Origin of the sequence: Vibrio harveyi NBRC 15634 = ATCC 14126 = KCTC 12724, from assembly GCF_001591145.1 — a bacterium.
Classification (GTDB): Bacteria; Pseudomonadota; Gammaproteobacteria; order Enterobacterales; family Vibrionaceae; genus Vibrio; species Vibrio harveyi.
The window spans coordinates 40,942-63,771 of record NZ_BCUF01000035.1 but is presented as its reverse complement, the minus strand read 5'-3'; the positions used below and the strand labels follow the sequence as shown (position 1 = coordinate 63,771).

Here is a 22,830-nt window from a genome sequence, read left to right as displayed (position 1 = left end):
CAATGACACGCTCCCGAAGGGCATTCTTTACAAATAGTAAGGTTACAAATAGTAAGGACCTTGGCTTGTATACTTTGTTGCCGATTCTTGATTTAGAGTGACTAGATCTTTAAATCGCCTACGCGTCTACAAACCGAGTCATTCTCGCTGAACCAAGCATCTCGAGGTTACTTGGGTATAATGGAGATTCGAACATGATTTATCTTTTCGATTGGGGGAACACCTTAATGGTAGATTTCCCTCACGCACAAGGAAAAATGTGCGATTGGGAACACGTCGAGACCATGCCTCTCGCCAGAGAAACGCTAGAAAAACTGTCACAGCAGCATAGCGTTTATATCGCTACCAGTGCATCAGACTCCGCAATGGAGGACGTGCAAAAGGCATTTCAGCGAGTCGGACTGGACCAATACATCAGTGGTTACTTTTGTTTTGCCAATCTTGGTATTGCGAAAAATCAACCTAGCTTCTATCTCGCGGTCGCTGAGCAATTAAACGTAGTACCCAGCCAGCTCACTATGGTGGGAGACTTACCAGAAAAAGACATTTATCCCGCAATGGATGCAGGGCTAAACGTCATTTGGTTCAATCCTAAAAACATTCCTGTTCCAAGTAAGCCTATTCCGTCTCAAGTGCATTGTTTATCGGAGCTGATACTAGGCTAACCAACAAGGCTTTACTGGAACTCTCGTTTAACCAACTACACTTAATGCACTAATCAAGGAAGATGAATGCAGATCAGACCGATTACTCTCAACGATATCGACCATTTTATTGCGCTCTGGAACCGTGTATATGAAGAAGGCGAGTATTTACGATCTCCTGCGCCTGACCGAACAATGTTGAGTGATGTGATCACGCGAGTAGAAAAAGAATCCATCCCTCAGTTTGTCGCCTTTGATGGGAGGCAATTAGTGGGAAGTATTGAGATCTTCCCTGCCGAAATGTGCGGTTATGAAGGTGGAGAGTTTACGAAAACTGGTATTCTTGGCATTCACATTGATCGTCATTATCGCAACCAAGGACTAGGAACAAAACTTCTAGCAACCGCCATTCAAAGTGGTTGGAAGTATGGTTATGATACCATTGTTCTCAATGTTTATAAGACCAACCAAGCAGCGATTGCTTTGTATGAACAATTTGGCTTCGAACATGGTGGTGAGCTAGGAGAAGTGTTACTACCCAATGGCAAATATCTGATGAGTCAAAAAATGGTGTTAAAGCAAGACGAAATGAACGCTAGCAGCAAAAGCCATTCTTGATAAGCTAAGAATCCAAGGCTACTTGGGTACAAAGGCGACCTTTCGATATACTCGCTCGCCCAACGACTTAACACGTAATTGTGATGATTGAATTTAAACCTTTACCACCAAACCAAATTCCAATGACTTTGCTGTTAGAGGCAGACCCTAATCAAGACAACATTGAGCGATATCTTGATACATCCATTGGCTTTGCCGCTATTGAAGACAATCAAATTGTTGGTGCATGTGTGATATTACCTCATTCGAAAACACAAGCTGAAATCATGAACGTTTCAGTCGCGCCAATACATCAACAACGCGGCATTGGTTCAAATCTATTGCGTTTTGCAATTGAAGCCATGAAAAGTCAATCATTTCAAAAACTGATATTGGGAACGGGTACCTTTGGTTATCAACTGACGTATTATCAACGATTAGGTTTTAGGGTAGAGAGCGTGGACAAAAATCATTTCTTACTCCACTACCCAGAACCAATTTGGGAAAACGGCATTCAACATAAAGATATGCTACGCCTGTATCTTGAGCTTTGAATAAAGAGACTTTCGGTTAACTTTTCATATCTAACTTTTTACCCAAGTATTCAATTTCAAATGTCGCATAGCCAAGCTGAACCGCTTCAAAAGAGTACATTAGGTTTTGTGCCTGCTGCGCATCCTTGGCTAACACAGCGACTGAATAGATTGGACGCTCAATGCCATTGTCGAGTACTTGGGTATTGATATAAGACGAAGTGATTAAACCAGAGTTGTTCAGATTGATAACACGCTGTAAATCGACACCCAATACGCGGTCCATTTCTAAAGCCTCAACCCCCTCTTTCCAACGCAATGTCACACTGTAGTTATCACTCTCAGGCGTGTTATCTAACCATTTAGCACCCATAGGTTGGATACTCGCGATCTTCACCAAATCTTGTCGGTACATGGGTAAGTCTTGCAGTTTTGCTTGCACTTCCGCTTCGTTTTCTGCTGATAAAACAAAACGCAGAATTTGTACCACTTTACCATCAATACTGCTTGGTAAAACGAACATGTCTTTCACATCACCTTGCTCGATAAGTTGACTAAATTCGGCTTTCTGTTTTGGTAATGTCTGTAAAACCTGCTCCACATCGTTAGTATTCCAGGCTAGTTCAACGCCGTAATCAGCAGCAAAACTTGAGAAAGACGCAACAGCAAGTGTGCTCAATAGGATGATTCTGTTCATAAGGTTACCTTTCATTTTACGATTTTCTTATCTGCTTCAAGTTAAATTCAATGTGGTTGACTCTATTACCAGCGGCTACGATATGCGCGATGACAACTACGACAAGTACTCTGGGCTTGTTTTAGTCCAGCCTCGGCTGCTGAAACTTGTTGATCTTGCGCTGCTTGATACAGTTGAACGAACCCTTCATCCATTTGCACCATCAAACGATTGAAGTTCTCTGGCTTGCTCCACACTTCTTTCTTCGCTTTGCTATCAGCTTGGCTACCTTGCGGAAACGCTTGTAGCAAATGTTCGCTATGACGAGAGAGTTCATTGCCGATCTGCGCTAAAGCTTGCCAATCGGTATTACTGCCATTCAGAGTCTTGTCCGCTTGCTTCGATAGAGATTCAATTTGCTCAAACGCATTCTGGCGCATGTCGATTTGAGAGCTGAAGTCTTGAGCAAAAAGCGTTGTTGGTACAAAAATGGTCGGTAAAAGTGCAATCAGTGCCAGTGTCTTTTTCATGTCTTTCTCCTAATCGTTCTTCATTGTTGGGTTGTTGGATTTAAATTTACACAACAATCATTGCGTACGCAACTATTGTTGTGTAAATTACCGTAAAGAAGATCATCACACAACAAAACGATCGAGGTAAATGATGAAGATTTGGGACTTAGCAACAAGGCTCTACCACTGGAGTCAAGTTTTACTTTTTATAGCATTGATGACATCTGGGCTGTCTGGTAACGGTCCTCATATCCAACTTGGATTGGCATTATTCACACTGCTAGTATGGCGAATGGTATGGGGATTCATCGGCAGTGAGACTAACCTATTTCGTCAGTTTCTCCGCTCCCCTGAAGACGTCATTTCTTATTTAAAGGGAAAATCGGCAGCCACTGCTGGTCACAACCCTGCTGGCGGCTGGATGGTAGTAACCATGCTGACAGCACTCTTGCTTCAATGTATTTCTGGAATGGCTCTTGGTGGCGTATTCGACACATGGCCTTATTCGGAAGTTTGGCTTAACGGTGACGTATTCGCTGGCATGGAGTGGCTACATCTAACCTTGGTCGATCTTTTACCAATATTGATCGCTTTACATATTGGCGCGATCCTTCTTTATAAATTAAAAGGCAAACCATTAGTGAAAGCCATGATCACTGGTAAACAGACCAAAACAATCAAAGAAACCTCTGTTGCTGAGCAAAAAATTGTCTATCTCGCACCGCAAAGCCGTGCGTTGGGGGTGCTAGTTGCCGCAACATTGGTTACCATGGCAATCGTTGCTTTATCATAAGAGAAAGAAAATGAGCGAACAGTTTGATAGACAAGACAGTTTTGGTTGGATGATCAACGTGGTTGCACACGATGCGGCAAAGCGATTTGAGATCGAACTCAAGAAGCATGGTCTCACAGTAGCGCTTTGGCCAACCATGATGTGTTTATGGGAAGAAGAAGGCGTAACACAGCGCGATATTGCGGCGAAATCTAAGGTAGAAAACTCAACCACGACTCGCACTTTGGACAAGCTTGAGAAGCTTGGTTTAGTGGAACGCCACCCTGATCCAAATAGCCGCCGATCATTCCGAATTTACCTCACGGAAGAAGGGCGAAACCTCAAAGAAACCTTGCTGCCAATTCCGTTGAACGTCAATAAAACACTAATGAGCCCGTTAGAGCCGGCTGAACAGAAAGAGATGTTACGCCTACTAAAAAAGTTGGTCGCAGAGATTTAGCGCTTCGCTGAGTTTTCCAACCAAGAATAAACAAAGCCCTAAGTTCTGAACTTGGGGCTTTGTGTTTTTAGGTGAACGCCAAGTTTGCCCGTACCTAACACCCTTCAGTAACATGCCCTCTTACCACTGAGCGATTTGATGCTTGATTAACGTAATAGAAATAACACGCCTCACTTTCCAAGGTATAGCCCTGCGGCCAGATGTACACCACACGATCTAGACCAGAGTGATCAATAAATTGGTATTTTGGGATCTCAACAAAGTGTTCACTGTTAGGAAATTGATTGCCCATAATACAAAAATCGCTGCCATGGCACGGCTTATCGATGGGTGAATTGCCCTTGGCGGGTAATCCTATTTCCAATAAAGCACGGATACTGTTCGCACTTGCTTCCGGCATGCCACTGAGCATCTTCACTTGATGGTCAACATAAGTGATTTGTTGACTATCCTGTGCATCATCAATAACAACTTTGGCATGAAAAAACTTAAGAGATGTCCCCAGAGAGGACTGTGAACTGTGCAGCATAGACGCGTATGCTTGGCGGTGGATATCGAGCAAGACAGGTAAAGCTGCGAGAGCAATGGATCCCAATGTTGCGAGCACAATGGTGATTTCCATCAACGTAAATCCTTTTGCTTTCACTTCTTATCTCTCGGCATACAGACAAATGATAGTTACCCAAGTAGCCTCTTGATGCTTGATTCAGCGAAATGGCTGAGGGTAAAGGTCGTCGCTCCCACTTCCATGTGAGAACCGAGCCAATATATCGCTGAAATTACGCAGAGAAACGCACTAACTGAGAGAAAAACCGAACCAATTAAGAACTTGAGACCAGCCGCTAAATTGTGCTGAAACATACTCAGCAATTAGCTAAAAAACTCGACTAAATTCAAACTACTACGGCACAAACGATCAGGTTAAGTATTTGTTTCTAAAATAAGAATCTTATTTAGTTAATACTTTTGATGTATTCAAATATGTCATTGACTTCGTTTTCACTCAGCACAGTTTTGAATGGTGGCATTGCACCGCCCTGCCCATTACCACCTTCCAAGACAGAACCAATCAGCTCCACTTTCGTCCCAAACGGGTTTAAGAGCTCGGCAGATATATTATCGGGTTTAATGTTCATGGCTTTGGCAACAAGACCATCTCCATGCCCTTTATCACCATGACAAGAGACACAATAAGACTCAAAACGCTGCTTTCCTGCGACTAGGTCCGCTTCGCCGTATTGGTTATCGGTAAACCATTTATAGCCTGCAAATCCAGAGCTGGATACAAGCAAGAAAAAGAATTTACGCATGGGTGCCCCTTGTCTTCATTTGCTAAATCAATGAAGACAAGGTAACGAAGGGGATGTCGAAAAAGTGTTGATTAAGCGTTCAACAAAGGGACGTTATTACGTACTAGACCTCGACGCACGCTGGTGCACATTTTGCCAAAGCGACGAATTTCATCAAATTGAGGAGTGATACCGCGTTCCATCGCCGATTCCCAATAACTCAATTCTGAATCGACCATCTCCAACAGTTTTTTAGGACAACCAATGCATTGTCCTTCAGGACCACAAACAAACGTCTCTGGTTCATAAATCGGCAGTTCAGCTTTTACTTGTGCAATGATATCGCGCATTGCGGTCATTCGATCTGGCTTGACGGTCATTACCAGGCTCCACACAATATTGAGAGCCGGATTGTACTCTCTGGCACGCAAATGTCCCTACCTAATTTAGGTATATTTTACGTTTTTGCTTTGCAAACTTTGATTTAAGCGTTGGAAATTCAGGCTTTTTCGCCACCAAATATACTGCGGTCGCTGCCAACACAAAGCCAATAATACCCATCCAATCAAATGACTCACCGAACGCAAACCAAGCTTGAAGCGCCGTGGTTGGAGGCACAAGGTAAAACACAGAAGCAACGCTTGATGCCGCACCATTCTTGACCATGTACAGCAACAATAAAATTGCTACGCAAGACAGAACAACCACTAACCAAATCAAGGTGAAAATAAACTCCGCTGTCCATTGCACCTGCATGGTTTCAAACTGCATTGCAACAGGTAGAAACATCACCAATGCCGCCAAATATTGCACCGTTGCGCCTCCCACCATGTCCACTTGTTGACAGTATTTCTTTTGATACAACGTGCCGACGGTAATACCAAACAGAGATGACAAACACACACCAATCGCTAAAGTTTTGTGCAAATCCGACTGCCATTCCATCTTACCCATCAGCACCATCGCAATGCCGACAAAGCCCAATGACAAACCAATCCATTGTGATGGCTTAAATTGCTCAGAAGCGAACACTACCAGCAGCACGGCAGTTAAAATGGGCTGTATACCTACCAATAACGAGCTTAGTCCTGCTGGCATACCCAAACTAATAGCAAAGTACGTCCCACCTAAATAAAAACCGTGAATCAATACACCAACCACACAACTGTGCCAAAAGTCCTTGCCCGTTGGAATACGACGACGCAGCAAGACCACTATCACTAGGAACAGCAAAACATTAAACGCCATGCGAATCGACAATAAGGTTGCTGGTTCAGCGTATTGCAAACCAAAGCGCGCGCCGACAAACCCAGAAGCCCAAAGGATAACGAATACAAAAGGAATGGCTCTGATTAACATGATGCGCCCTCACTCTACCTGTTTTTAAATTTTGAATGTTTTTCAATCTCGAATGTTGCTAATGTAGTTAGGTACAGTGTTTTCAAAAAGTGACAGATGGAAGTGTTTTTATGGGTACAGATTTAATCAGTACGCTTGATGCGAATAAGTACTTGATCGTCGAGCATCACCTCAAACAAGCGATCAGTAATGGGGTCTATCAACCGGACGATAAGTTACCTTCCATCCGTCTATTAAGCACCGAGCTTAAAGTAAGTAAAAACACGGTGATCCGTGCCTACCAAGAGCTGGAAGCGCAAAGCATGGTTTATTCTGTGCCCAAATCCGGTTATCGCGTAAAACCCACGGAACAAAGTGAAGCCAAGATCGCCAAGCCTACGCGTGTGGATTTACTTTCCGTGTGTAAGCAAATCCTCACTTACCCTGAGTATCAAGAGCGGCTTCCGACTGGTTCTGCACACCCAAATATTGATGCCCCAGCAATCAAAAGTCTGTATGCCGAAATTGGTCGCCATAGTCGCCAGCAAAGCCATATATCCAGCCATTATCAATTGCCACCAGGCGATGATTTGTTGATCAAACAGTTGGCTAAGATCACTCAAGATCTGGGAACCCCTGCGAATGTTGACGATCTTCTGGTAACCCATGGTGCCCAACAAGCAATCAGCCTTGCATTAAGAGCAACAACACAAACCGGCGATATTGTCGCTGTCGAATCACCGTGCTATTTCGGTAACTTATTAATGCTTGAATCGCTTGGTTTACAAGTGGTTGAGATCCCAAGCTGCCCCCGAGATGGTATGGACCCAGACGCACTAGAAAAAGCAATGGCAACATGGGAGATCAAAGTCATTGTCGTCACACCGAACTTTACCAATCCAACCGGCTCTCTGATGCCACTTGAAAGACGAAAGCAGCTACTCGCGGTCTCTGGAGACGTTCCCATCATTGAAGATGATGTATTTGGTGCGTTGAGCTTCGATAAGACTTTGCCAAGCCTACGAAAATTGGATGAAAAACAACGAGTGATCTATGTGAATTCTTTATCGAAAACGCTCGATTCACGGCTTCGCATTGGTTGGATGCTGGCAGGGCGTTATCGCGCTCAGGTCGAGCAGTATTTATTGTGTGAAAACATGGGCAGCTTGAACTTGATGCAATCAGCGGTAGCGACCTTTTTGACGTCGGGGAAATATCGCACGCATACGGCGCGAATGTGTCGCGTGTACCAAGCAAACGTCCGTCGATATTTGCAAATGCTAAATCAATGTTTAGACGTGCACTTTGAATTAAAAAATAATTATCAAATCAATGCAGTACAAGGCTCATTCTTACTTTGGTTACGCTTACCACCAAAAACTGACAGCTACGCGCTCTATCAAGCCTGTAATGAACACAAGATCAGTATTCTACCCGGCTCTGTATTTGGCACGCAGGGGCAGTACCAAAACTGTATCCGCCTCAGTGTGGCGAACTTCGGAGCTGAAAAAAACTGGCAGCCAGCTATGGAAACCCTCGCCAAGCTCATCGCGAAGTTCGCCCAATAAAAACAAAGCCGCCCAAGTGGACGGCTTTATTAGGGTCTGTTGACGAGATTAGTTACCCCAAACCATTTCGACAAATTCCGGATGATCGATGTACGGGTTACGGTTACCCTGGAAATCAAATACCTGTTGGTTACGATTGATTTCTTTCGCGCTCACCGGATCGTTTTTGTGCCAACGCTTAAGCATGTTAAGCATCCATGGTTCAAATACCGTCGTGCTTGTGCCATTTAGTACAGCGTCTGAACTGCTTGAGTTCTTTTCCCAATTACCAATCACGTTTTCGTATCGTGTTGCCATGTAGAAGTAAGCACGAGCGAAGTCACCTTTAAACTCATCAATTGGCTCAAATACTGTGCCTGAGTAGCCCAAAGATGTGCTGGCTGAGCCTAATTTTGAGCCATTATTAGAAACATAAGTGCTGCTACCCACCTCGCCAAATGGCCAGTTGCTACGCTTAGCATTCACATAACCATCGGTCGCAAACAAATGGTGACCGTCTGAGTTCATTGGTTCAACTTTGCCACCAAACCAGCTTTTCGGGAATGAGTGTTCGCGGTTATAGCAATCCCCTTCAGCTTTGTATTGACCACACTGATCTGTCACTTTGGTAAAGCTGACAGCATCATTACCCAATGGTTTTTCTGAGTACATGTCTAGGATTGTGCCGTCTTTTTCATAGTAGTTGTCCAGATCGGCATCTTTCACCAATGTCCAAATCGCAGAGTAACCACGACCAGTGTGGTTATTGATGATATTGAACAACGCCGTTTTCAATGCAAAACCTGTTTTGCCTTCCGCCGCTTTGTAATATTCCCCGACGACCGGTGGTGTAGTTGTTTCACCAAGCGTGAAACTGGTGGTTTGCGTTTTAGTAAATTCACCACCCGAAGCAAGCGTTTTTTGACCAAGCATCAAAGCGTACGAGCCGTTACCGCTGCTGCAACAAATGCCGTCACCGTAGCTATCATTGATGGTAAATTGATAGTCACCATCGGTTAAGCACATGGTCTTTTCATAGGTTTTAGAAGAGTCGAAGCTTTGACCAGAGAAGAGCACTTTTGATTGACTGTCCTTCAGTTCCCAACTGGTTTCTGAGCCGTAACTATCAGTCGTCAAAGTCAGTTGGATTTCATTATCATTACAGCTTTCAACCGGAGGCTGAGTACCTCCACCGCTTTGGTTAGGTAGGAAGTTATCGACATACACTACTTCAGAGCCATCAAAGCCCGATTCATCATAGAATCTCAGACCAACGTTAATGGTTTTATTTGATGATGCGGTATAACTGTGTGTGAGCTGTTGCCATTGATTGGTTTGCTTAGGGTTTGAATAACCATGGTACCCATCAACAATCAGACGCGCTTTAACATTGCCTTCAGTGTGATAAACAGACACTGCAAATGGATAGGTTTTCCCTTGCTCCACATTAATGGTTTGCAGAAAGTCCGTGTTGCTTTGGGTACCCGTATTCACGACTACTTGCGCCGCTAAACCACCGGACTGCACTTGGTTACTAGTGGGAGATACCGCAATACCAGAGTCAATCACAGTCCATTGTGTTGGCGTATTGCCATTCCACTGTTCGAAGTCACCGTTGATGACGTCACTGTAGGCGAATGGAGAGCAAAGCAAAGGTAGGATAAAGAGGGGTTTCGCTATGGATTTCATTATAATTTTCCATTGGTTATATAAATCCAAGAAAAGATAAACATAATGATCACATATAAATAAGCGTTAACTCACAATTTTACGTTGCACGAATGTGAATATTCTCATTATCGTGCAGAGCATCTCACAAATTGCGTACTGTTTCTCGATTTGGATAGCATCGTTTGTTCGATATAAAACAGTAAGATAGAACATGCGTATAGAGATAGAGATAGAGATAGAGATAGAGATAGAGATAGAGATAGAGATAGGAATCGAAACAACAGAGCTTGTCATGCCCAATTAACTTCAAGATGCAGGATTCAGAGCGTTGTCATGGATTCCCTGTTTCCCGAAGGGCACTCTTTGCAAACAGTAAGACCTTATCCTGTATACTTTGTTGTCGGCTCTTGATTTAGAAGAACTAAACCTTTAAATCGCCGCCACGTCTACAAAACTAAATCACTCTCGCTGAGCCAAGCATCTCGGAATTAGCTGGGGATATGATTTCTAAAACGTACAAAAAAAGCCAAGTGAGTCTCTATGGGGGTAGAAGACTGCACTTGGCTTTGGATAGAAATAAAATACTAATGAGCAAGTAGCCTTAGATGCTATTGCACACTCGGCGTTACTTTAAAGAATCGCCCTTGTAGTGCGGACATTGGGATCTGGTATTGCCCATTACTTGGTGTGATTGTTTGGTTCGTTAGCAAGTCCACCAGCGCTTGAGAGCTACCCACTTGCGCCTCGGTCAAAATAACGTTTCGAGCGCTTTCTAATGTATTAAGCGCAAACAACACCTGATCACTGCCAGACTTTTTCAGATCGACATAACTACCATTGCTCGCCGCTAAGTTAACGCGAGAACCTTGATACAGGGCAGGATGAGCTGCACGCATCGCCATCAAAGACTTAACGTAATTTTTTAGGTCAACTTGATTTGCATCCAAGGTTGCTGTCACACCCTCAATCTTAGCGCTGCTGCGGGCGACATGGTCATCGCACACGCCTCGCACGGCGCAGGTGTTATTGTCTTCTTTCGCAGCAAACCCATCAACTTGATCGCCAATTTCGTCGCCGTAGTAGAGCGTAATTGGTCCGGTATAAGCCGCTTGGAAAGCAAACGCAGCCTTATGACGTTGCCAATACTCGGCGTCATTAATATCAGCCATACCACCGCGTTGAAGTAAGTCACCAAAACGAACTAAATCGTGGTTGCCAATCATTAAGTTTGGCTGCGCATGGGATGGATACTGATTGTGCGTTTGGTAGCCATTATCCAACCAATCAACACCTCGCCCACCCACGCCACTTTCATTTACCGCTAACGTTTCTACGATGCGGTAACGCATTGGGAAGTCGAACGCCGAGCACAACGCGGGTTCATCCGCAGACCCATACGCTTCACTTGCGATATCAGATTCGCCCTTCCAAATCTCTGCAACCATATAGCCAAGAGGGTTAACGTCTTTGCCATCAGCATTTGTGTAAGTCACACTTTGCGAAGCATCATCGACGGCTTTGCGGATCTGTGTCCATGCATCCGTTGGTACTTGATACGCCTGATCCAAACGCCAGCCGTCGATCTTCAGCTCTTTCACCCAATAGGTCGCCACTTCTTTGTAGAAGTCTAAGCTGGCAGGATAATCAACAGGATTACTACCACCAGTAGGCAGCAAGCCAGACGGAGAAGGTTTGATCAATCCATCTTTGTGGTGACCGAATACGCCATCAAAAAAGACATACAAACCACGCTTGTGTGCCTCATTAACTAAGGTTCTTGCCGTTTCTAAATCGCCAAAGCGAGGATCAATCTTAAAATAATCCGTAGCAAAATAACCCGTTGCATCCAAGCGATCTGCCCAGTGATCTTGTCCCGTAATCGCTTGAGACTCAAAAACTGGCGTCAACCAAATCGCATTCATGCCTAAGTCTTGGATATAATCCAGGGAATCAATGATGCCTTGTAAGTCGCCATTGTGATGACTGGTACCATATCCGGTCCCATGACCTATGTTTGAATCACCATCGACAAAGCTCTCAACCATGATCTGATACGTGCGAAGCTGATTACTCTGCTCCATCACATTCGTTTGGCAAGCATAACTCGAATCTGGAAGTGGTGTACTGCCACTATCACTGCCGCCAGAGGAATTACATGCCGATAAAACACCGACAACACTCAACGCAATAAGCGATTTACCAAGCAGTTTATTATATCGGATATTGTGCATTAAACTCTCCAAAATAAAATTAACCCCGACACGTTCTCCATGTAGGGGTTAATAAAAAAAGCAAATCTAAATAACGAAATGGAATATTATTGGCACTTATTAACCATTACATGAAGTGGTTTGCCTTCGCCTTCAAATTGAAGACTCCAAACATATTTACCATCTTCTTTAATATCAACCGCTGTATCCGTTCCGTAGCCACCGAAAGTCAGTGGTGTTAATTCACCCACGTTCATTCGATTGCCTTTCGCAGTAAATTGTGGGAACCACAACTCTGTCGCGTACTGCATTTTGTAAGAGCCTACTTTTTCTTGCGTCACAACTTGGTAGAAGTTATTACCTTTATAAGTGTATTGGCGTTGAGGTACATGCTTCCAATCTGAATCAGCAAACGTACCAACAACAAACAGTGGCTTAGAAATTGGACCTTTCGCCGTACTATCTGGGTTATCACAAGCCGCCATAAAAGCGACGACTTCATCTTGAGATAGATTAACAATAGGCTCAGCCGCCGCTTCTGGTTCTGCCGTTGATTGACAACCAGCAAGAGCAACAAGTAAGGCAGCAGCAAGTGATGTTTTCATCATGTTCATTTTCACGTTAATTCCTTTTTAATATTCCAAAGTAAATAAAAACTCACCAAGTTGGTAAAAGTTTAATATTTAAAAAGAACAAAATATCGAACCACCGATAAAGAATATTATTCTATATCTTGCTGAGCCAGATTACTTTGATAGGTTTAATTATTTCCTAATCGATGACGAGTAAGGTTAGGAACACAATTTAATTATTGATCTGTTAAATATAAAAAACAAAGTAAAACAAATAAATTTGTGAATAAGCTAACTATATGTAGGGGTGAGTTTTAAACACTCAAATAGAGTAATAAAAAAGGTCAGCATATCGCTGACCTTTTTTTAATTATTTTGTATTTACTGCTTTCACAAATACTTCTTGTGCACCTTCGATGCCCAATTCTTTCGCTTCATCAAGCAGTGTTAGTGCTTTCGGAATATCATTAGCCGCGACCGCTGCTTTAATCGAGCTGTGGTAGTAGCTGGTTAAATCCGTACCTTGTGGGATATTGTCGTTTTTCGTGACAATTTTAGTATTCACGATATCGTTCGCGGATACTGAGAAGCGGAACTGACCAAGTGGGCTGTGTTTCGCTTGAGGATCTGCAATATCTGGCGGCTGAGTGTGATTTGCCAGTGCGAAGGCTTTTGCAGGGTGAAGAACTTCTGAACTTCCTTTTAGATCATCGGAAGTGGTGTAAACCAACACATGCAAATCGTTACCTGTCATGTCTGGAATTACATTCATTTCAAGTACGAACTTATCGTTATCCAGTAGTTTTGCTGGCACGTACTCAAACTTTGAAAAATCTGCTTGGTAAATAGGTTCACCCGCCGCATTCATTACAACGACGTTTGGTGCATAGAACTCTAGGTTCTTGTTTACGAATGTCTCTAGTTTGATATCGAGACTGCCGCGATTACCCGGTAGAGCGAACGCTGCAATTGCGCCTGCGCTATTACCATCTAATAGCATTTGGCTTTTATCAGTCAAAGCGAACTCAGTAACCGCAGGTACATCAATTGGTACCCATTGAATATCACCCGACTGCGTGATCACTTGTTGCTGACCTTTCGGGCTCATGTCTACTTGTTCTACAGAAGAACAACCCGTAGCCAACATTCCCAACAGCACGGGAGCAAGCCATTTTTTCATTACCGTCTACCTCGACTCGTTATTGTTTTTGAAATAAATACAGCCAGATAGGTTCTGGCTGTATCATTCTAGGACAATTTAGGACTTAATGGTTAGATGATTACCACCAAGCTTCCGCTTGTACACCGAACTGGAATGTATCGTCAGAACGACCGTTGTCGAATGTGTTTGAGTTGTCCGCTTTATCCGCTGTTAGGTAAGAAGCGTATAGACGGATTTCAGGACGAGCCCAGAAGCTAGAACCAGCAGACCATGCTTGAGCAACTGTTAGCTTACCGTATTTGTTTTCGTCACCGTCGTTATCATCAATCGCGTAACCCGCTTCGAAGATAGTTTTGTGGTTGTCGTCCCATTTGTACATTGGACGAACGACTACAGACATAGTTTCCCACTTGTCTTGACCAGCCCACATTTCTTCACCAACACCGTATACTAACTGGTGACCCATTTCCCAGCTGTCACCCATGCCGATTACACCCCAGTTGATTAGGCGGTAACCAGATGCGCCATCTTTCGCTTCTGCACCGTACCAGCTACCGTCACCGTAAAACGCCATTGTTTTAGAGTAACCTTCAGTACCGTACTGAACTACAGTTTTGTTGAAGCCTGAATCTAGACCTTGAGTCAATTCAGCTGTGAACATTACGCCATCTTTTGCATCTTTAGTGCTGTTTGGCGCAGCGTCAGTTTCGTTAACTAGTGCGTAGTTAAGACCTAGCTCTAGAGAAGCGTTGTTCCATAGTTGAAGACCTGCGTAACGTGCATCAAGTGTGTTTACGTTTGCAGCTTTACCGTCGTTACCTGGGTCAGTGATGTCGCTACGGTCGTTACGTACCCATGCTAGAGATAGTTTACCTGGACCCGCTTCGATGTTTTCGATACCAGCGCCAGCACCAGAAATGTTCCAGTAGTAGAAGTCAGAGATATGGATATCGTGACGTTGATAGTAACGTTTACCAGCCCATAGCGTTGCTTCTGGAGCGAAGTCTAGAACGCCTTTAGCTTGAACGTTGAACTGACGTAGAGCAAATTGTGCATCGTCAACACACTCTACTTTGTCGCCCTTAGCATTTAGACCACAGTTAGCCGAAGTGCTTTCCCAGTCGTTTGAACCGTTAGAAGTCATTGCGAACATTGAGTCAACGTAGAACGTTTTACCGTTGTTGTTGTAAACTTCTTTACCTAGTTGAACTTCACCGTATACATCGCCTTCGTTACCTAGACGACCGATTTTGTTCTTCTCAAATGTTACTTGTTGGCCACCATCAGCGCTCACACCAACACCAGCACGCATGTAACCGTGGAAATCCACTGCGAAAGCAGAACCAGCAGCTAAAGTTGCAGCAACAGCAGCAGCAATTACACTTACTTTTTTCATTCTTAACTCCATTAAGGGTATTTATAATTCTGTCTTCCCTGCTCACTCTTTTAGGTGAATATAGGCAGTAAAAATGCACCTAAAGAAAGAGAGGTAAGATGGGAACAAGTCCCCGTTTGTTTCAACAGTCTTAAGATTACCCAAGGCGTACAAGGATGACGTCCTCCACCCCAAACTAATTTAGGGGGGATGAGAAAGGATGAGAAAAATTACCGAATGGTGTTTTTTCGAGTCAGATCACCAATCTAGGGAGGAATTAGTAAGTTTCTTCGGTTTATAGTGGCTACAAAGTGATAGCCATTTCATATTTTCGTCAAAAATAGGACGTAGAAAGTAATTTAATTACAGTGATAATTTTCGTTCTAAGGTGGTTGACCTAAGTAAGACAAAGTTTTTTACTTATAGTTTCTTAAAGGTAGCAATAAATATTAAAAAAAGTATCTCTGATGACACGACTTCACTCTCGCCCCTACCCACTTGGTGCAACCCTAAATAAAGAAGGTTGTAACTTCGCTATTCATGCGCCAAGCAGTAAAGACATTCAACTTGCGCTCTTTGCAGAAGACGGCAGCTATGCACTGCACGACTTACCAAATGAATATGCAGGTATTCGTCATACTTTTATTCCAGACATTAAATCTGGGCAGAAGTATGGCTATGTGGTGACGCATCAAGACCAACCTTTGCTGATTTCTGATCCTTACGCAAAGTCGATTGATAAAGCCCTCCACTACCAACCTCCTTTCTCTCCTGCAAAAAGCTTTGATATGCCTAAATGTGTCGTTATCGAGGATCACTTCGATTGGCAAGACACCGATCACCCTCGCATACCAAGAGAAGAGATGGTGTTATTTGAAACCCACGTAAAAGGGTTAACTCAACAACACCCAGAGGTCCCAAGTGATGACAGAGGACGTTACCTAGGTTTATCGTCACCTGAGATGTTGGCGTTTTACAAACAACAAAACATCAATACGTTGCAATTGCTACCTGTTGCTGCGTGTATGCACGAGCCGCATTTGCTTAAGATGGATAAGGTGAACTATTGGGGTTACAACCCTTACCTTTTCATGGTGCCAGATCCTCGTTATGCCGAAAAAGATGCCGTCACAGAACTCAAAACTACCATTCGAGAGCTGCACAAGCACGGCATCGAAGTGATTCTTGATGTCGTGTACAACCACACGGCGGAAGGCGGTGAAGGTCCGACTATCTTCAACCTAAAAGCACTCGATCCTCGCTGTTACATCAAGCATGGTCCTCACTATGCGAACTTCACTGGTTGTGGCAACACGGTGGACCTGACTTATCAGCCAGCACTTAACCTCGTTATGGATACGCTGCGTTACTGGGTGAGCGAATTTAAAGTTGATGGTTTCCGTTTTGACTTGGCTGCAACACTCGGTCGCCAAGGGGACGATTACAACCCTGAAGCGGCATTCTTTAAAGCGGTCGCGCAAGACCCAGTTCTTCGCGAGACAAAGCTTATTGCAGAACCTTGGGACATCGGTCCTAATGGCTACCAAGTGGGTAACTTCCCATTTGGTTGGAACGAGTGTAACGACAAACTACGAGACATCTCCCGCAGCTTCTGGCGCGGCGATCAAGGTTACCTAAAAGAGTTTGCGACGCGCTTGATGGGCTCTCGTGATATCTACAGCGCAGCGAACTGGCCTTACAAACTCACAGTCAACTACATCACATATCACGACGGTTTTACCTTGCAAGATCTCGTGTCTTACAAGCAAAAACATAACGAAGCCAACGGCGAAGAGAACCGTGACGGTCATGGTGATAACCGCTCGGAAAACTATGGCGCTGAAGGTGAAACCGAAAACCTAATGATCATCGCCACACGCGAAAAGCAAAAACGCAACCTGATTGCTAGCTTGCTGTTCGCGTTCGGTATTCCTCATATCCTGACTGCAGATGTGCTATCCCATACGCAAGGTGGCAACAACAACGCCTACTGTCAGGATAACGAAACTAGCTGGTTGAACTGGGCGACATCTGAGCGCAAGCAAGATTTCAAAGCATGGATTTCACAAATGGTGGCAAACCGTAATCAATACATGGTGCCATTCATTCGCGCTTTTAGTGGTGAAAATCGTAATAACAACCGCATCTTCTGGCGTCGTATTGATGGCAGCTTGATGGAACATGACGATTGGAACCGTTTAAGCTCAGTAGCGCTGCATTTAGGCATTGGTAAAGAAGGGCAAGAGTTGGTTTACTTGATCAACCAAACCAATGCACCAGCGCGCTTCAAGCTGCCAAGTGAGCGTGGTCAAGAATGGGTTACAGTATGTGATACCAACGTACGTAACCTAAACCCAGGACATGCGGAAGGAGAAGTCTTGTTGTCTCCAACTTCGATGGCAATTTTGCACTATAACCCAAAGCAAGAAGCCTAACGGATTCGCCGTTCATTACTACAAGTTCTTACAAACCCAGCTGCATGCTGGGTTTGTTTTATGGACGTTTCGAGCAGATATCCATCAATCAGGTCAAAGAACACACCATACGCATTGATGCAATAATGAAACTAATCTAATATCGTTAGCCAAATCACATTTATAATATCTACAACGTAATTTGGCACCATGGCTTTACCTAAATTCTTAATCCGTATTCTGCGGCCTTACCTGCTACTTCTTGCAGGATTTATGGTCTATCTGGCTTATGCTCAGTTAGTTGATTCTGAGTCGATGGTTTATCGGCAATCTCAAACCAATATCATCACCGCCGAGCGGCTGATCCACTCCCAAATCGAAGCGGCTTTCAGCAAATTCTATCTACTAGAAACCGCACTAAAGACGAGCAAGCAAGACCTTAATGATCCTGACTTTCATGAGCTAAGCCAAGGCATCATCGATTACTCACCACAGTACTCCAACATTCTCTACACCACGACAGATAGTAACATTGCCTATGGTCTTTCTGGTCAGGTAAAACAAGCGGATATCAGCAAGATCTTATGGCATAAGCTGAATACCGTCAGTGATAAATTTTCCATCTCTTCGCTATACCAAAACCCGCAACAACGCTGGGTATTTGCCATCAAACATGACAACCCAGACCTCAAACACCAACTTTGGTTAGAGTTCGATCTCCTCCATACGACTCAGCAGCTACGCGGTCTTAAAACTTTGAACAAAGGCTATGTGTTTGTCGTAGACAGAGACACCGAACGCTTGGTGTTCCATCCTGATCCAAGCCGAATTGGCGATAACTCTGTCAGTTATCACGGTGGCATTAGCGAGAAAGTAGCCGCAGGATTGTTGTTTGGTAAACATGAATACTATTACCAAGATAACTTTAAGATTTCGGTCTTCGACGCAGACAACGGATTAAACTGGGTGTTTGTGGCGGGCACAGACCGCGCCGACATCCTCAACAACAGTTATCCATTTACTCTTACTGCAGGTGTCATTGCTTCTTTATTAGCTCTAGCGATTGGTATCAATTACCTCACTTACCAACTGCATTTGTCACTCGCACGCCTAAATGGCACTGAGAGCGTTGATGAGTTCAAAACCCAACTCAAGCATGTTTTGGATCGTTTCTGCTATCACCGAGGCATACAGTTCTGTTTATACGACAGCTTGAATTACAGCTTTTACACCCTCGATTATCACGGTAACAAAAAGCTCGTCTTAAACGATGCCGAACTCGCGGCGCGTTTTTCTCATAGTGCGTTGACTTACCGCAACAAGAAGTACGGCGACGAGTTGACGAAAAAGCTCAAGATCAACAGTAACCACTACTGCATTCCGTTGTTTGATGGACGAGAACTGCTTGGGGTGACTTACGTCAGTTGCCGATTCCCAACCTACAAATGCGTGCTCAGTTTGATTCAGAACTACGCCCAAGTGGCGTTGGCAAACCTCAAATTGCATGACCGTTTACGCCATCAAGATCCAATGACGCAACTCGAAAATAAAGCGTGTTTAGCTGCAAAAGTGTCGAGAGAGCTTCATTCAGAGAACCGTTTTATCGCGATGGTCGATATTGATAACTTCAAATACATCAACGATAAATTCGGTCATCCAGTGGGCGATTTGGTCATCCAAAAAACAGCTGAAGTGATGCGCGACTGTTTCCCTAAACCAAAAGGGATTTGTTTAGCGCGCTATGGTGGTGAAGAGTTTGCAATCGTGTTCCAAGCCAATGACGAATTCGATGCCAAACACCAACTGGATAACTTCCTAACGGTGCTGCAAAGAAGCCATCTCACTTTGGGTTGTGGCGATGTGCGATTTACGGCAAGTGTTGGATTTACACCATTAGAAACCAGTTACCATCACGTGGTGGAGCAAGCTGACAAAGCACTTTATCAAGCAAAAAGATTGGGCAAGAATCGCGTCTGCCACCTAAAAGCAGCATAACGCTTTTCTTTTCCAAAAACGGCAAAGCCAGAGCAAACATCGCTCTGGCTTTTTTATTTTCATTACAGTCAGTTAAATCAAAAAAACTGACACTCCCCTTTTCTCTTTCCCGTCTTTTAACCGACTCAAGTTCTGCCCCCAAACACCCTCTCGTTAATCAGTTCTGAACAGGTGTTTATTTTTCTTTGATTTAACTTAACGGCTCTCACCAATAACCTTAAATGCATCAGGGGATTGCATGAAGCCAATTGAAAATGAAAGAACTGGACGATTACATAGAGCAAATAAATTTAGACCTGACTAACGAGATGTTAGAGGAGCTAGGTTGGATTAGCGACAACGTTCATCAAGTGTTTTATTGGCTCATTGCCGCCATCCTATTCGTTGTATTGATTTGGGGTATTTTTTAATGAAGGCATCCAATCCATCTTATGGTCAGGTTTATTTGGTTGGGGCGGGCACAGGCGATGCATCACTGCTCACCATTAAAGCATTTCGTCTGCTCAATCGCGTTGATGTTGTGCTTTATGACCATCTGGTTTCGGAAGAAGTCTTGGATGTAATTCCACGAAAAACCCTAAAAATCTGCGTAGGCAAACACTACGGTAAGTGTTCGCAAACTCAGGCAGAAATCAACCAAATGATGAAGGGCTACGCAATCACAGGTCTGACGGTATGTCGCTTAAAAGCGGGCGACCCGTTTGTATTTGGTCGAGGCGGTGAGGAAGCGACCTATTTAGCTCAACAAGGTATCAACTATGAAGTTGTGCCGGGTGTAACTGCAGCGCTCGGGTGCTGTGCTTATGCGGGGATACCGGTCACTCATAGACAAGTTTCGAGGGGTGTCACCTTGGTAACGGGTCGAAACTGTAATGATGCTAGCGAACCAAATTGGAGCGCACTTGCCGCCATCGACCACACCCTAATTTTCTACATGGGGCTACACAAAGCAGAAGCGATCGCAGACAACCTGATTGCTCACGGTCTCACGCCAGATACACCTTGCGCTATCGTCAGCAATGGGACACGAGAAAATCAAAACAAGATCGTCACTACCTTAGCTGGACTGTATGAAACCTGCAAAGCGCAAAAACCACCACTGCCAGCAATCATAGTGGTGGGAGACGTGGTTTCCCTTTCACAGTCACTGGAGTGGTTTGAGTCCACCGCCGAGCCCTGTTTAGAACGCACGATTCATTAGTTTTTGAAAATAACGAGATAGAACAATGCCTAAGTTTTTAACTACTCAGCAAATGGGTTCGGCGATCGAGGCGTTACGTCAGAGCTATAAGGTGATGGCGCCCGTCTATGAAGAATACGCAGGTCGTTTTGCCCATACCCCAAATTTGGATTACCAAGAACTCGAACGTTACGATCATACGATCAACTGGAGTGGAAAGAGAAAAGCCATTTCTCACCCAAAGAAATCGTCTTCCCAATTACCGAAACCCTGTTTTGGTTTAACGCCGACGAGTTGCGAGAATCCAGCGTCGATGCGCGTCCTGTGTTTCTGTTTCTCAGAGCTTGTGACATCAATGCGCTCAAAAGCCTTGATTACATGTTTTTAGAAAACGGCGGTCACGAAGACTTCTATTACAAACGTCTGCGCCAGAAACTCAAACTCGTACTGATTGAATGCAGCGAAAGTTTCGAAAACTGCTTTTGTGTCTCCATGGGCACCAATAAAACGGACAACTTTGCAGCTTCAGTTCAATTTAGTGAGCATGGCGCAATTGTCACTATTAAAGATCCAGAGCTAGCGCCCTACTTTTCACAAGGCAAAGACGTTGAGCACAGCGTCAGCTTCGTCAAGTCCAATCCTGTCAAAGTGCGTACGCCAGATTCGGTTTGCGATGATCCGGCTAAAGTACGCGAAGTGTTACTCGGTCATCCAGTCTGGTCAGAATACGATTCACGCTGCATTGGTTGCGGTCGCTGCACTTCCTCATGCCCGACTTGCGCCTGCTTCAACGTGTTTGATGTGGTTTACAACCAAGAAGCCAAAGTGGGTGAACGTCGCCGCCAACACGCCAGTTGCATGATTGATGGCTTCTCGGATATGGCAGGCGGTCACAGCTTCCGTCATAAAACTGGAGAGCGCTTACGTTATCGCGCCTTACACAAGGTCAACGACTTTAAGTCTCGCCAAGGCGAACACCATATGTGTGTCGGATGCGGGCGCTGCGACGACCGATGCCCTCACTACATCTCATTTAGCAACATCATCAACAAGATGACATCGATTGTAGAGGAGGCGCTCTAATGTGCGATTGTGAAAACAAAATGCTGCCGCAAAGCTACCCGATTATTCATATCGAAAAGCACACCGAACTGGAATGGAACTTTCGCGTTGCGTGCGACTTTCCGGTGCACTACGGACAATTTGTCGAAGTGGGTTTATCCCTTGTGGGCGAAGCACCTATCTCCGTCTCCGATTACGGCTTAGGTTACGTCGACTTGCTGATACGTAATGTCGGCAAGGTAACCAGCGAGCTGTTCCAATTAAACGCCAGTGATCGCGTGATGATGCGCGGCGCAATGGGCAATGGCTACCCGATGGAAGAGTACCAAGATAAACACCTCATTGTGGTCGCGGGCGGCACTGGCGTTGCTCCGGTTAAAGGGCTGATTAACTACTTTCACAACAACCCAAGTGATGTGAAGAAAATGTCTTTGATCCTCGGATTCAAAAACCAAGATGCCGTGTTGTACAAGAACGACTTGCTGAATTGGTCTTACTCCAATCACGTCATCACCACCTTGGATGACGGTGGCGACGAACACTTCTATGAAAGCGGCTTAGTTACCGAACACATCAGCAAACTTGATCTCTCTGACAAGGAAAACATCCGCGTCATCGTAGTGGGTCCACCGATCATGATTAAGTTCGTCGTGCAGGACTTCTTATCCAGAGGCATTCAAGAGGACCAGATTTGGGTCGACTACGAACGCAGAATGGCTTGCTCAGTTGGTAAATGCGGCCACTGCCGAATTGGCGACAAGTACGTGTGCTTGGATGGTCCGGTTTTCCGTTATGACCACGCCAGAACCATGATCGATTAG

At 44.5% G+C, this 22,830-nt stretch carries 22 protein-coding genes and 1 pseudogene; 12 read left to right on the top strand and 11 right to left on the bottom strand.

Features of this window, described 5'->3' with window-relative positions; all coding sequences use genetic code 11:
* Positions 1-194 precede the first annotated feature (194 nt).
* The 3 genes from VHA02S_RS17555 to VHA02S_RS17545 all read left to right on the top strand — a co-directional run bounded on the left by VHA02S_RS17555 (position 195) and on the right by VHA02S_RS17545 (position 1,795).
* Complete coding sequence (locus VHA02S_RS17555; protein ID WP_038898019.1) at positions 195-665, top strand: HAD family hydrolase; 471 nt, start codon at positions 195-197, stop codon at positions 663-665.
* A 66-nt stretch (positions 666-731) separates the two neighbouring features.
* A complete protein-coding gene (locus VHA02S_RS17550) occupies positions 732-1,262 on the top strand; it encodes a GNAT family N-acetyltransferase (RefSeq protein ID WP_038898020.1) in 531 nt (176 codons plus the stop codon).
* An 83-nt stretch (positions 1,263-1,345) separates the two neighbouring features.
* Complete coding sequence (locus VHA02S_RS17545) at positions 1,346-1,795, top strand: GNAT family N-acetyltransferase (RefSeq protein WP_017818231.1); 450 nt, start codon at positions 1,346-1,348, stop codon at positions 1,793-1,795.
* Positions 1,796-1,811: 16 nt separating this feature from the next.
* Here the strand turns inward: VHA02S_RS17545 and VHA02S_RS17540 are convergent, their stop codons facing one another.
* Both VHA02S_RS17540 and VHA02S_RS17535 read right to left on the bottom strand, forming a co-directional pair.
* Positions 1,812-2,471 (bottom strand): hypothetical protein, encoded by a 660-nt coding sequence (locus VHA02S_RS17540; RefSeq protein WP_080640356.1) that lies wholly within the window; start codon positions 2,469-2,471, stop codon positions 1,812-1,814.
* A 65-nt stretch (positions 2,472-2,536) separates the two neighbouring features.
* Positions 2,537-2,980: a c-type cytochrome gene (locus VHA02S_RS17535; protein ID WP_005449549.1), complete on the bottom strand. Its 444-nt coding sequence runs from the start codon at positions 2,978-2,980 to the stop codon at positions 2,537-2,539.
* A gap of 133 nt (positions 2,981-3,113) precedes the next feature.
* Here VHA02S_RS17535 and VHA02S_RS17530 point away from each other — a divergent pair, with 133 nt between their 5' ends.
* Positions 3,114-3,755 carry a cytochrome b/b6 domain-containing protein gene (locus tag VHA02S_RS17530; protein ID WP_038898054.1) on the top strand — a complete coding sequence of 214 codons (642 nt, stop codon included), beginning with the start codon at positions 3,114-3,116 and terminating at the stop codon, positions 3,753-3,755.
* 10 nt (positions 3,756-3,765) lie between these two features.
* Positions 3,766-4,194, top strand: coding sequence for a MarR family winged helix-turn-helix transcriptional regulator (locus VHA02S_RS17525; RefSeq protein ID WP_005449559.1), 429 nt, complete (start codon positions 3,766-3,768; stop codon positions 4,192-4,194).
* A gap of 94 nt (positions 4,195-4,288) precedes the next feature.
* Here the strand turns inward: VHA02S_RS17525 and VHA02S_RS17520 are convergent, their stop codons facing one another.
* The 4 genes from VHA02S_RS17520 to VHA02S_RS17505 form a co-directional block, all read right to left on the bottom strand.
* Complete coding sequence (locus VHA02S_RS17520; protein WP_038898022.1) at positions 4,289-4,816, bottom strand: hypothetical protein; 528 nt, start codon at positions 4,814-4,816, stop codon at positions 4,289-4,291.
* A 331-nt stretch (positions 4,817-5,147) separates the two neighbouring features.
* Positions 5,148-5,504, bottom strand: coding sequence for a c-type cytochrome (locus VHA02S_RS17515; protein ID WP_038898023.1), 357 nt, complete (start codon positions 5,502-5,504; stop codon positions 5,148-5,150).
* Between the two features lie 71 nt (positions 5,505-5,575).
* Positions 5,576-5,863: a hypothetical protein gene (locus VHA02S_RS17510; RefSeq protein WP_005449568.1), complete on the bottom strand. Its 288-nt coding sequence runs from the start codon at positions 5,861-5,863 to the stop codon at positions 5,576-5,578.
* Between the two features lie 61 nt (positions 5,864-5,924).
* Positions 5,925-6,842 (bottom strand): DMT family transporter, encoded by a 918-nt coding sequence (locus VHA02S_RS17505; RefSeq protein ID WP_005449569.1) that lies wholly within the window; start codon positions 6,840-6,842, stop codon positions 5,925-5,927.
* 110 nt (positions 6,843-6,952) lie between these two features.
* On the opposite strand from VHA02S_RS17505, the gene VHA02S_RS17500 reads away from it, so the two are divergent.
* Complete coding sequence (locus VHA02S_RS17500; protein ID WP_005449570.1) at positions 6,953-8,389, top strand: aminotransferase-like domain-containing protein; 1,437 nt, start codon at positions 6,953-6,955, stop codon at positions 8,387-8,389.
* 48 nt (positions 8,390-8,437) lie between these two features.
* Here the strand turns inward: VHA02S_RS17500 and VHA02S_RS17495 are convergent, their stop codons facing one another.
* From VHA02S_RS17495 to VHA02S_RS17475, 5 genes are all read right to left on the bottom strand, one after another.
* A complete protein-coding gene (locus VHA02S_RS17495) occupies positions 8,438-10,057 on the bottom strand; it encodes an endonuclease (protein WP_038898024.1) in 1,620 nt (539 codons plus the stop codon).
* A 590-nt stretch (positions 10,058-10,647) separates the two neighbouring features.
* Positions 10,648-12,270 (bottom strand): alpha-amylase family glycosyl hydrolase, encoded by a 1,623-nt coding sequence (locus VHA02S_RS17490; protein WP_038898025.1) that lies wholly within the window; start codon positions 12,268-12,270, stop codon positions 10,648-10,650.
* A gap of 86 nt (positions 12,271-12,356) precedes the next feature.
* Positions 12,357-12,863: a hypothetical protein gene (locus VHA02S_RS17485; protein WP_017189880.1), complete on the bottom strand. Its 507-nt coding sequence runs from the start codon at positions 12,861-12,863 to the stop codon at positions 12,357-12,359.
* 328 nt (positions 12,864-13,191) lie between these two features.
* Positions 13,192-14,001 carry a MalM family protein gene (locus VHA02S_RS17480; RefSeq protein WP_038898026.1) on the bottom strand — a complete coding sequence of 270 codons (810 nt, stop codon included), beginning with the start codon at positions 13,999-14,001 and terminating at the stop codon, positions 13,192-13,194.
* 100 nt (positions 14,002-14,101) lie between these two features.
* The gene (locus tag VHA02S_RS17475) at positions 14,102-15,379 is read right to left on the bottom strand and encodes a maltoporin (RefSeq protein ID WP_005449575.1); all 1,278 of its coding nucleotides are present in this window, start codon (positions 15,377-15,379) and stop codon (positions 14,102-14,104) included.
* A gap of 446 nt (positions 15,380-15,825) precedes the next feature.
* Between VHA02S_RS17475 and glgX the strand changes: the two genes are divergently transcribed.
* The 6 genes and pseudogenes from glgX (at position 15,826) to asrB (ending at position 22,830) form a co-directional block, all read left to right on the top strand.
* Positions 15,826-17,793, top strand: coding sequence for a glycogen debranching protein GlgX (gene glgX / locus VHA02S_RS17470; RefSeq protein WP_038898027.1), 1,968 nt, complete (start codon positions 15,826-15,828; stop codon positions 17,791-17,793).
* A gap of 252 nt (positions 17,794-18,045) precedes the next feature.
* The gene (locus VHA02S_RS17465; protein WP_080640354.1) at positions 18,046-19,767 is read left to right on the top strand and encodes a sensor domain-containing diguanylate cyclase; all 1,722 of its coding nucleotides are present in this window, start codon (positions 18,046-18,048) and stop codon (positions 19,765-19,767) included.
* Positions 19,768-20,021: 254 nt separating this feature from the next.
* Positions 20,022-20,177, top strand: coding sequence for a hypothetical protein (locus VHA02S_RS26200; RefSeq protein ID WP_009695888.1), 156 nt, complete (start codon positions 20,022-20,024; stop codon positions 20,175-20,177).
* Complete coding sequence (gene cobA, locus VHA02S_RS17460; protein WP_038898029.1) at positions 20,177-20,968, top strand: uroporphyrinogen-III C-methyltransferase; 792 nt, start codon at positions 20,177-20,179, stop codon at positions 20,966-20,968. The genes VHA02S_RS26200 and cobA overlap by 1 nt, the downstream gene beginning before the upstream one ends.
* 25 nt (positions 20,969-20,993) lie before the next feature.
* A pseudogene (gene asrA, locus VHA02S_RS17455) lies at positions 20,994-22,030 on the top strand (anaerobic sulfite reductase subunit AsrA).
* Positions 22,030-22,830, top strand: coding sequence for an anaerobic sulfite reductase subunit AsrB (gene asrB / locus VHA02S_RS26260; protein ID WP_005449587.1), 801 nt, complete (start codon positions 22,030-22,032; stop codon positions 22,828-22,830). The pseudogene asrA and the gene asrB overlap by 1 nt, the downstream one beginning before the upstream one ends.